The organism is Streptosporangium sp. H13245, assembly GCF_055690525.1.
Genome location: NZ_JBSZKT010000003.1, coordinates 39,969 through 51,511 on the forward strand (window position 1 = coordinate 39,969; position 11,543 = coordinate 51,511).

Annotated in this window: 5 protein-coding genes; 1 reads left to right on the forward strand and 4 read right to left on the reverse strand. The window is 66.4% G+C overall.

What is annotated here, in order from left to right; all coding sequences use genetic code 11:
• Window positions 1-62: 62 nt before the first annotated feature.
• Window positions 63-4,985 (reverse strand): LamG-like jellyroll fold domain-containing protein, encoded by a 4,923-nt coding sequence (locus tag ACW9TB_RS07240; protein WP_472747152.1) that lies wholly within the window; start codon window positions 4,983-4,985, stop codon window positions 63-65.
• A gap of 326 nt (window positions 4,986-5,311) precedes the next feature.
• On the opposite strand from ACW9TB_RS07240, the gene ACW9TB_RS07245 reads away from it, so the two are divergent.
• Entirely contained in the window at window positions 5,312-8,335 is a 3,024-nt protein-coding gene (locus tag ACW9TB_RS07245) for an AfsR/SARP family transcriptional regulator (RefSeq protein WP_472747153.1), read from the forward strand.
• Window positions 8,336-8,418: 83 nt separating this feature from the next.
• Here the strand turns inward: ACW9TB_RS07245 and ACW9TB_RS07250 are convergent, their stop codons facing one another.
• From ACW9TB_RS07250 to ACW9TB_RS07260, 3 genes are all read right to left on the reverse strand, one after another.
• Window positions 8,419-9,594 (reverse strand): SLC13 family permease, encoded by a 1,176-nt coding sequence (locus tag ACW9TB_RS07250; RefSeq protein ID WP_472747154.1) that lies wholly within the window; start codon window positions 9,592-9,594, stop codon window positions 8,419-8,421.
• A 455-nt stretch (window positions 9,595-10,049) separates the two neighbouring features.
• Window positions 10,050-10,652 carry a dephospho-CoA kinase gene (gene coaE, locus ACW9TB_RS07255; protein ID WP_472747155.1) on the reverse strand — a complete coding sequence of 201 codons (603 nt, stop codon included), beginning with the start codon at window positions 10,650-10,652 and terminating at the stop codon, window positions 10,050-10,052.
• Window positions 10,653-10,894: 242 nt separating this feature from the next.
• Complete coding sequence (locus ACW9TB_RS07260; RefSeq protein WP_472747156.1) at window positions 10,895-11,350, reverse strand: GNAT family N-acetyltransferase; 456 nt, start codon at window positions 11,348-11,350, stop codon at window positions 10,895-10,897.
• Window positions 11,351-11,543 lie beyond the last annotated feature (193 nt).

Genomic DNA, 11,543 nt, shown 5'->3' on the forward strand with positions numbered 1-11,543 from the left:
TACAGCAAGGGGTGAGAGAACATACGTTCCCCCACCCCCTGATCATCTCGAACGGTTGGCCGCTAGTCTAGCGAACCATACAGCTCAACCGCCTCCCCCTTACAGGCAATGGGATGCAGCTGTACCTCTGTTCCCACCAGACGGGCGATCAGCTTCGCCTCCAGATCACACGTGTAGGCATGCTCTGATCTGACCGAGTATTTCAGCGAACCGGTTTTTCCCGTCTGCGGATCTGTCGTCTTAACCGTGAAGTAGGCCTTGAGAAAGTTTCTCATGTAGTGGCCGTAACGGTCGATTTTACAGGTGCCCGAGAATGGCTCCTCGCATTTGACAACCACCTGACCCGTTTGATCCTTGGCAGTTGTGGGGTTGTTCGGATCCTCGTTCAGCGCGACCTGTTCGTGGCACTTTTCCACCTTGCTGCCACTGAAGGATATAGTTCCCTTCACCCCGTTGCTCGCCGGATCGAGGCTGAGCCCACCTTCCAGGTTCGCCTGCGCCTGAGAAAGATTGTGGCGGAAGCAGGCAATCGCCTTCATCTCCATTCCGCCCATATCCTTTTTTGGATCCTTGCTCTCATACCGGAGAGCCTTCTTGAATGCCTTGGCGAAATCCGTGTTCCAATACTTCTTGTTCTGCGGATATGCATACATGAAGTTGTTGAATTTCGACAGCTCCCACCTCTGCAGCCGATCGGTCGTCCCATACCGCTCAGGGTCGAGCCAGCTCGAATACACGGAGGACAGCACCCACCAATTTTTCTTCCCCAGTTTTTGATTGACCTCGCAGTAGAGGCTGTACTGCCCGATGGCACATTTCTGGCCACCACCGGGAGCGACGCCACCGGCAGAACCACACTGGGTGGCGGCCGACGCTCGGGCCTCCGAAGACTCCCCCGCACACTCGACAGCCCCAGGGTCACCAAAGTCAGTGGAGTCCTGCTCGGCGGGCATCGGGGCCTCGATGATGGTCAGACCGCCGCAACGATCGAAAACAAAGATCGAGATAGTGGATTCACCCGGCTCGACCTGGCCTGGGATGCCGTCGGCCGTCCTCGCGGCGGCCATCCCTTCCTCCGGTGTCGTGGGCACCTCTTCCCAGTCCCGTGTGACCTTGACGGTCACACGCACCATGTCACCCCCCACCTCCTGCACGACCACGTCATCAAGAGTGACGGTGGAATTGGTGCGAGCCAGCCCCAGGGCGGTCAGACTGTTCTTCTGACCGATCAGTGAAAGGTTGAGAAGAGATATCTGGGCAGTGATAGGACTGTCCGGAGTCACTCCGGGTGCTTGCCAGACCGTTGCCGCTTGATCTTCCAGGACCGCGTCCTGCGTCTCGTAGTAACTCCTGACCCTGTCCGTGTAGTCCTGTGTGGTCGACACCGACTGAGCATCTGTGGCTTGAGAACGCGTGTCCAGGTAAGGAACACACCCCTGAGAGGACGAGGGCGGAGGCGGGGGCGGCACCGCCTTGGGAGTAACGGTTGTGGACTCCCATCCACTGACACCGAAGGCAGTACGCGCTCGGACCTTGATCGTGTAGACAGTGCCGTTAGTGAGACCGGCGACCGGGGTGAACGGATCGGTGGCCTTGAGAGTGCGGACGCCGCTGGCACCGGACACCTCGATGTCGTAACCATCCAGGAGCGCGACACTCCCGTTGGTCTCCGGCAACCCCCAGCTCACGACCGCACCACCGTCACCAGCCGAGGCGACAAGATTGAGAACGTTGCCCGGAGGGCCCGCAGGCATGTAGGTAAGGACGATCGACGGCTGGTCGGTGACTCCTGAGCTGCCGAAGGCGATGGCCTCGTCGCTGCCGGAGGTAAGCATCAGCCACTGATACTCACTACCGGCGATGTCGGCCTGCGGCGCGGCGATCGGGAAGGTATAGGCAGCAGTGCTGTCATCGATGTCATCTTCCAGGTCTGATCCCTTGGTTTCTCCGGTCACCTCGCTCTTCAAAGGCACCGCAGTGATCACTGTGTCTGCCGGACACACCCCCGAAGAGCAGGTAGGCGTTCCGAGTTTGAGGATTCCCTCGGACACACCGGCACCGTCGGGCAACTCGCTGAGCTTGATGCCCAGCACGGTCGCGACCTTGTCCGCTCCCGCACCGCCCAGTTGGATGGTGGCGGAATCCGTGAGCACACAAGGGCCACCGTCACAGGCCGTCGGGTCGACCTTGGCGGTCTTGATGACGAAGTTGTCCTTGAGCAGGGTCAGACGGTTGACGGTTTCAGTGGGTGGTTCCGGTGGGGTGCCGGGGATGGTGACGCTGACCGGGGCGGTCTTGGCGGTGCAGATCTCCAGGGCGCAGGCCTGCATCTGCCAGGTGTAGGTTCCGCCGAGCTGGACGGTGTTCTCCGGCACCTGGAAGGACGCGCGCTCTCCGCCGTTGACCGTACGTTCGCCGAGCGGGCTGGAGCCGACCGGAGCGCCGGTGCTGTTGTAGAGGAAATACTTGGCGGTGACCGGACCGCCCGAGGGGCGGTTGACCATGCCGGACAGGATCGGCCGGGTTGGGTCGGCCATGCCGGTCTCGGCGTCCGTGGGAACGTACGGCGCGTCGGTGGTGATGCGGTAGTACGGGCTTTCGCTACAGGTGATGGGGGTGACCCCGTTGATGCACGCCCTGACGGAGATCTTGAAGCTGTCGACGTTGCTGACGTCGTAGGTGATGGACGCGCTCTGGCCGGAGGGCAGGTTGGCGTTGGTAGGCGGCGTGAGGTTGAGCATCCACTGGATCTCGGTGGGGCTCAGGGCCCGGTCGTAGGCGCGGATCTCGTCGTAGGCGGCCTTGACCGAGGAGTAGCCGGTACCGGCATGCTTGCCGTTGCCGAGCTCGAAGATCTGGTCGGCCTGCCAGGGGGTGACGGTGTAGTCGGCTTCGGCGGCCTGGACACCGTTGACGTACAGGCGGATCTTCTTGGCGACGGCGTCGTAGACGCCGGCCAGGTGGGTCCAGGTGCCGATCTGCGCGGCCGCAGAGGACTTGATCTCCGTTACGGCGCTGGTGGCGGTGTTGTCGTGGTGCATCTGCATGTTCCACTTGCCGCCGGTGGAGCTGTAGCCGACGGTGAAGGCGCTGTTGACAGTGCCGCTCTGGCTGATCAGCGGGATCGTGCTGGTGCCGACGTCCAGCCGGACCCAACCGGCCGCGGAGAAGCTCTTGTCGGTGCGCAGCACCGGCTCTTCGGTGGAGGCGGTCGACGGGTTGGCCGAGGTGCCGTTGAGGAACAGGGCCTTGCCGTCCTTGCCGTTGACCCATGAGTAGCGGTTGGCGATGAAAATCAGCGGGTTTCCCTTGCCGCTGGAGTCGGTGCCTTCGGTGCCCTCGGTGAAACTCCACTTGCCTACCTCCCCGCCGCCCGTGGTCCAGGTCGGAAGAGGAGCGGTGGAGTCGACGACGGAAACGTAGTAGTCGATGTTCCTTCCGTCGACGGAGGCGGACTTGTAGCCGACTCTGGCCGACTTCTCGCGGATGATCGCGTGCTCGCCGTCCATCGAGTCGACCGACTCGGCGGTGACCGTCGGGATCTCGGGCGGCAGGATGTACTGGGTGATCAGCTTGGGCGGGGTGGCGCCGGTGCCGGTCGTCTCCGCGGAGTGGTAGACCGCCGAGTAGCCGTTGAAGCGGTCGACGCTCTCGCTGGGTCCCTTGAGCTCGACACCGTAGTTGGGCTGCCCGCTCGCCCACCCCTTGACCCAGTTGGTGATCGGCCAGGTCATCACGCCGGGGGTAAGGACATTCGTGGTCGGGCAGGGGGTGGCCACGAAGTCGTTGGTGCCGGGCTTGTTGGACCAGGTCATCCTGCCCGTGGTCCAGTCGGCGTTGACCCGGCCCGCGTAGACCTTGCCGTCACCGCGCAGGTGGCAGCCGGGTGACTCGGTGCGCCACAGCTGCATGGTCGAGGAGATGATGGGCTTGTTCGCCAGGGTCGCGACGTCGAACTTCAGGTACGAGCGCCAGTAGTTGACCGCGCTCACCCCGTTGCAGCTGGAGTAGGCGGCACCGATCTTCAGCAGCGTGGCGCCCGGCTGGTCGTTGGTGACGCAGTCCGCACCGCTGGAGAGCAGCGTGTCGGTCTTGACGGTCAACGTGGAGGTGGGGTCCACCACGACGGGGTAGACGGTGGCGGGGTCGGCCAGCCAGCCGGTGTCCGGCTTGAGGACCAGTGTCCGTTCGCCACCGTCCTCGACGACGGAGGTGGCGATCGGGGCGTTACGCGGGACGGCGGTGGCCTTGGGGTCCCGCGCGCCGAAGCCGGTGCTGTCCCACATCACCGGCTTCGGCGCCTGGGCGACGACCTTGTCCTTGGCGTCGGTGAGCTCCAGGCCGCCCCGCTTGGACATGGCGAGGGTCAGCTCCGGAGACTCCACCGGGATGCGGATCTCCAGCGGCCCCTTGGGACGCTCACGCAGCACCACGTCGTGCCGGAAGCCGGTGGGCAGGGCGGTGACGACCAGGTCGGCCGCGGGCCCGGCGGCGTCCGGGTAGGTGGCGACGTTGCCCTTCACCACGGGACGGGGCAGTTTCCCGTCCCAGGAGAGGCTGAGGCTCTGTTTCGCGTCACGCTTCATCACCGCGAACGGGGTGTCGCCCCCGCCGAGGGAGAAGGCGAGGTCGGCCTTGGCCACCTTGGGCTTGAGAACACCGTCCTTCTCCACCAGCGTGGTGTCGATCCACGCCCACGAACCATCGGACTGCTCAACCTGCGCGGGGCCCGAGTACGACTCCGTCTTCAGGCTGCCGTCCGGAAAGGCCCAGGTGCGCGAGGTCTCGGTGAAGGCCCCGATGGCCTCGACAGGTTTGTTCTGCTTCCTGGCCTCCGTGATCGCCGCGCGCAGCGGGGCATCGGGGTCCTTCGGGCGGGGAAACGGCGTCTGGACCGGCACCGAGGGACCGGGCGTGGGGTCGGCCTGCGCGGGCAGGGTGCTGCCCGACACCAGGAGCGAGGCGGTCAGGGCCGCGACGGTCACGACCGTGGGCGTGATCCGTCTGAGTGATCCACGTCTTGACGGCGTGGAAGGGTGACTCGGTAAGGGAGACCCCACCGATTACCTCCAGTGCTTGTGGGGAGCCGGCCAGGATTCGAAGACAAAAGCGACCGGCCGGAGATGATCGTCACAAGCATCACGGTTGGCGCTGTTGATCTTGTCATATAGAATGTCATGATCTTGTTATTTGATTCGCCGCCATCTGTTTTCAGCAGGAAATCGCAGTTGAGTGGGCATGCGGCGACAAACATCCATGGGCTGTTCGACGAACAGCGCTTCTTGGCGTCTACCGTGCATCGGGGGTTGGAATGGAGATTCGCGTTCTCGGTCCGGTCGACATCTGGCGTGACGGTCGTTCGATCGCGATCGTCGGGCCGAAACAACGAACCTTGCTGGCCCTTCTGGTCTTGCAGGCGGACCGGGTGGTTTCCCACGACCGGCTCTTGACGGCTCTGTGGGGGACGAAGATCCCGGCCAGCGGACGACGGTTGTTGCACAACCACCTGTGGTCGGTACGACGCCTGCTCACCGACGGCAACTCCGTGGTGAGCACGCCCACCGGTTACTCGCTACGACTACCGGCGGGCGCCTGCGACCTTGACGTCTTCGTCACCGAGACGGCGCTCGCCCGCTCCGCCCTGGCCAAGGGGGACGTCGCCCACGCCTCGGAGGGATTCCACCGGGCACTGTCACTGTGGCGCGGCCCCGCACTCGGCGGTACCAGCTTCGAGCTGCAGGCGACCGAGGGGGCGGTTCTGGAGGAGCTACGTCTCGCCGCGCTCATCGATCGCATCGACGCCGATCTCGCCCTGGGACGGCACGCCGAGCTGGTCGGCGAACTGCGCCTGCTGGTGGCCGAGCATCCGCTGAACGAGAAACTGCGCGGCCAGTTGATGTCCGCCCTCCACCGTGCCGGGCGTACGGCGGAGGCGCTCGAGGAGTTCAGGATCGGCCGCCGGCACTTCCGCGACGAACTCGGCCTGGAACCCGGCGAGGAACTCGCCGGCATCCACCAGGCGATCTTGTCCGGAGGGGACGTCGCCGACGACGTCATGGCGACACCCCCTCCAGTCGGCCGTGCCTCGCACGTACCTCGGCAGTTGCCCGCCGACATCGCACGCTTCACCGGCCGCTTGGAGACACTGCGTCAGCTGAACGCGCTTCTCTCCGAGAAGGAGGGCGCGACAACCGTGGTGATCTCCGCCATCGCAGGCACTGCCGGAGTCGGCAAAACCGCTCTGGCGACACATTGGGGACACAGGACATCCGCCCGGTTTCCGGACGGGCAGCTCTACATCAACCTGCACGGCTATTCAGGAATACGGGCCACGACAGGGGCCCAGGCACTCAATCAGCTTCTCCGCGGGCTCGGCGTGGTGGACGACGAGATCCCGCACGACGTCGACGAACGAGCGACACTCTATAGATCGCTGCTGGCCGAAAGGCGAATGCTCGTCGTCTTGGACAACGCCGCCACACCAGACCAGGTCCGCCCCCTGCTGCCCGGCTCCTCCCCCTCCAGGGTCATCATCACCAGTCGTGACGCTCTGCGAAGTCTGTTCGTCACTCATGACGTGCACAGCATTTCGCTCGACGTGCTGTCGGCCGGTGAGGCGATCGATCTCCTCAGCAGCCTCCTGGGCGGGAACGGTGCGGCTCACGAGGTCGGCGCCGTCGCCGAACTGGCCCAGCTCTGCGGATATCTGCCACTGGCACTACGGCTGGCGGCAGCACAGCTCACGGGGGCTTCCTCTGCCGAGGTCGGGGAGTTCGTCGCCAAGCTCAGACAGGAGAACCGACTGACCGTCCTGGATCTCGACGAAGATCCGGGGATCGGCGTCCGTGCCGCACTGGAGGTGTCCTACCGGAGTCTCACGACACCGGCTCGGCGAATGTTCCGGATGCTCGGCCTGCACCCCGGACCGTCCATCGGACTGGACGCCGCAGCCGCTCTGACCGGTATGTCCGTCGCGAACGCCGCCGCCGCGGTCGGGACGCTGGTCAACGCGCACCTACTGCAGAAGAACGACGAGCAGAGGCTGTCGATGCACGACCTCGTGCGCGTCTACGCGGAAGAGCGGTGCGCTGACGACGAGACCGACGACGACCGTGACACCGCTCTGACGAGAACGCTCGACTGGTACCGGAACTCGGTCGTGAAGGCCATGGAACATCTGTCGCCCGAGGAAGTCACCTCCCCGGCGATCGTCCCGGTCGACGGGACACCGGATTTTCCGGGCTTCGAAGAGGCGATGGCCTGGCTGGAACGGGAGCACCACACCCTCGTGGCTGTGATCGTCCATGCGGCGCGACGAAGCCGGCATATGCACGTCTGCCGGATCTTCAGCAGGTTGTCGTGGTTCTTCTACGCGAGGAACCACCTTGACGATCTCTTCACGACAGGCGAGATCGCGTTGTCCTCCGCCCGTCTGATCGCTGACCGCGCCGGTGAGGCCGAGATCCTGAGCGACCTCGGCTACGCCAAGATGTTCACCGGGCGATACGCCGAGCATCTCGACCACCAGCAGAAGGCGTTGGAGATCCGGCGCGCGTCCGGAGACCGTACGGGGGAGGCGAACGCGCTGAGGCACGTGAGCTACGCCTCATACCTGGCCGGGCACCCCGTCAAGGCGATCGAGGTCGGCGAGCAATGTCTGGCTCTCACCCGCGAGATCGGGAACCGAGTCAACGAGATCGCCGTGATGGACAGCTTGGCGCTCAGTTATTCCTGCCTGGGCAGGCTCGACGAGGCGGCGGAAGTTTTGTCGAGGTGTCTGCGTCATTGGCGTGAAGTCGGCAGGGAGTACAACGAGGCTTACAGCCTCGTGCAATTGGGCATCGTCCACGGGAAATTGAAAAAAACGGTAGCCGCTCTGGACTATTTCGAACAGGCATTGCTGCTGGGGCGCGACCAGGGCAATCAACGAATCGAAGTCGACGCTCTCAACGGCATCGCCGTGGTTCTGCGGCAGGAGGAACGCTACCGCGAAGCCTTCGACTACCATGAGCAAGCGCTTGCCCTCGCGAGGGCTCTGCGGAGCAGGCCGCTTGAGGGCGAGATGCTCAGCAGTCTCGCGAACACCTGCCTTGCGAGCGGGGACGCCCAGACCTCCCTTGAGCACTACCAGGATGCCGTCCGCCGCGCCGACGAAGCGGACGACGTCTACGAGCGGGGATTCGCCCACGAGGGGTTGGGTAACGCGCTACGAGCCCTGGGGCGGGCAGATGAGGCCGTGGAGCACTGGAGGACGGCGTTCGGTATTTGGGCACCCATGGGCGTCCCTCAGGCAGAGGAGATCGCTAAGCGCATGCGCGAGGCCCGTCCGGCCTGACGGCGTCCGCGCTACGGCGAACGAAAGCACAACCGCGGCATCGCAGGCGCTCATCCCGCGTGACACAAGGTCGCGGCCACTGCTCAGGCCGTGAGCAGCAGCGCCGTCACCGTGGCGGTGACCCCCACCACGACCAGCGCCGTCCCCGTCAGGACGAACGTGAGCATCGGCACCCGCACCCCCCTGCGGCGGCACCACTCGAACCACAGCAGGGTGGCGAGGGAGGCCCACGGAGTGATCACCGAACCCGCGTTGGTGCCGACGAGCAGGGCGAGCAGCAGGTCCCGGTCTCCCGGAGGGATGGCCTGCTCTACCACGGTGTAGGCGGGCAGATTGTTGATCAGGTTGGACAGCACCGCGCCGACGGCCGCCACCCGATAGGCCCCGTCGCCTCCCGGGCCCCCGGAGGTCCCGACGAGGGAGCCCATCACCGAGGCCAGGCCGTACCGGCTCAGGGTGGGCACCACCAGGAACAGGCCGACGACGAAGACGAGCAGCTGCCAGGGGAACAGCGCGAAGGTGAGCTTCGAACGGTCGCGCCAGGCGAAGGCGGCGATCATCAGGGCGGCCCCGGCCAGGGCGGCGAACTGGATCGGCAGCTCCAGCAGGATCGCGGCGACGAACAGGACGCACGCCGAGGCCGCGATCCTGAACAGCACCGGGTCGGCGACCGGCCCCGGGGTCGGCGGGTCGTAGCGGACGGCACCGCGTCGGCCACGGCGCCAGAAGAACACCCACAGGAAGATCATGGTGACCGCGATGGAGACGAGCTGGGGGAACCAGAGCCGCCCGGCGAACTCGCGGGCGGACATGCCGAGCCGTTCCATGGCCAGCAGGTTCGTCAGGTTCGACACCGGCAGGAGCAGGGCTGCGGTGTTGGCCAGCCAGAGGGTCGTCATGGCCAGCGGCAGCGCGGCGATCCCGGTCCTGGCCGCGAGGGCGAGCATGACGGGCGTCAGCAGCACCACCGTGGTGTCCAGGTTCAGGAAGATGGTGACCACCGAGGCGAAGGCCGTGCACAGCAGGAAGAGCGCGACGTGGTTTCCCCGCCCCACCGCCGCCAGCCGGATCGCGATCACGTCGAAGAGCCGGGCCTCCTTGACGAGGTCCGCGAGGATGATCACCGCGCCGAGGAACAGCAGGATGGGCGCGATGCGCTCCATCTCGCTCCAGGCCTCCCGTACGGGGAGCAGGCCGGTCGCGACGAACAGGAGACCGAGGCCGAGGAGCCCGAAGCGGATCCGGTCCAGAACGCTCAATCGCCGCAGCACATCGGACATGGTCGCACGCCTCACCTGCGTGAACAGGGCCAGGGCAGGGTTATCACACCCAGGCGTCGCCCCAGAGTCATCGCACCTGGGCGTCGGGGCGGGGTTGTCTCATCCGGGCGTCGGCGCGGGTCATCGAGATCCCCGGACGCCGCCCCGCCCGGGCGGGCACCGAGGCCCGCCAAGGTGACCCCCGCTCGCACGTCGAAAGGGATCCCCACACGACCACCCCGCCCAGACGAGCACCGGGGTCCACCCGGATGACTCCCCGCTCAGACGAGCACAGGGGTCTGTCCGGACGACTCCCCGCTCAGGCGGGCACCGAGCGAGGCCCGCCAAGGTGGCCCCGCTCGGACGTCGAAAGGGATCCTCCACACGACCGCCCCGCCCAGACGAGCGCCGGGGTCCGCCCGGACGAGGCTGAGCCGCCCGTACGACTCTCCCGCTCAGACGGTGGCGCGGCGGGCTGTGAGGTCGGCCCAGACGCCGTCCATCCGGGCTTCCAGCTCCTCCAGGGTCCCCTCGTTCGGGATGACGATGTCGGCGATCTCCAGCCGCTCCTCGCGGGTCGCCTGGGCCGCGAGCCTGGCCCTGGCGTCCTGCTCGCTCATGCCGCGCAGCTCGACCAGCCGGGCGACGCGCACCTCGTCGGCGGCGTCGACGACGATCACCACCTCGTACATGGGACCGAGCTTGTTCTCCGCCAGCAGCGGCACGTCGTAGATCACGATGCTGCGGGGAGCCGCCTGCTCCTGCAGCTCGGCGACCCTCGCGCCGACGAGCGGATGGACGATGGCGTTGAGGGAGGCGAGCTTCTCGGAGTCGGCGAAGACGATCGAGCCGAGCTTCTCCCGGTTGAGCGAGCCGTCCTCGCGCAGGACGTCCGTGCCGAAGACCCCGGTCACGCGCGCCAGCCCGGGGGTTCCCGGCTCGACGACCTCTCTGGCGATCTTGTCGGCGTCGATGACCATGGCGCCACGGGCGCCCAGCCGCCGGGAGACCTCGCTCTTGCCCGACCCGATGCCGCCGGTAAGCCCCACCTTCAACATGATCCGCAGCATACGCCGTACGGGCCGCGATCCGGTGCGGTCGGCGACGGGGTCTTCACCTCGGATCGCCGTCGCCATGTCACGGCCCGCCGTTCGTCCCGCCGTACGAGAGCGATCTTCCCCTGGCCGGGGGCCGGACCCGCACCTCACAGTGCTCACCGGCTGACGATCCCAGCGGTGCCCCCTCGCGGCGCCGGAGAGCACGCCTGCCGCCCTTCTGGCCTACGACGTACGTAAGACCCTCACAGCTCCCTGCGCATGTGTACCAGGGTCAGGTGGTCGGTCATCCGCTCCCTGCGCGTCTCGCGGTAGCCGTGGCGGCGGTAGAGGCGGAGGTTGCCCTCCGACAGGTGGCCGGTGAACAGGTCGAAGGCGAGTGCCGTGGCGGCCTCGTCGTGCAGGGCCGCCAGCAGGGCTCCGCCGATGCCCGCGCCCTGACGGTCGGGGGCGACGACCAGGCGGCCCACCAGGCAGGTCGTGCCGGACATCCGGCCGCGGACCGACCCCACGATCCTCGACCCGTCCCTGGCGACGAGCACGGTGGCCGTCTCTACGGCCTTGCGGACCTGGGCGATCGACTCCACGAGCGGCGCGATGAACGGGTCGCCGTAGAGCTGGGCCTCGCCCACGTAGGCGGCGCGCTGCACGGTCAGGATCTCGCCCGCGTCCTCGGGCTCCGCCCACTCGATCACGGTCACGGCGTCACCCTAGCGGCCGGGAGGAAGGCCGGGGGAAGCGGGCCACCACCGCCGGACGCCGTCACGCCGTCTCAGCGGGCCCGCGGGTCCCATGAACTCACGGGACACACGAAAACACGAAAAACCGCCGCCAAGCCCCCGGGAGCCCTGGGAACCCCGGGAACACGGAAAGGGCCCCGCCCGAGCGGGGCCC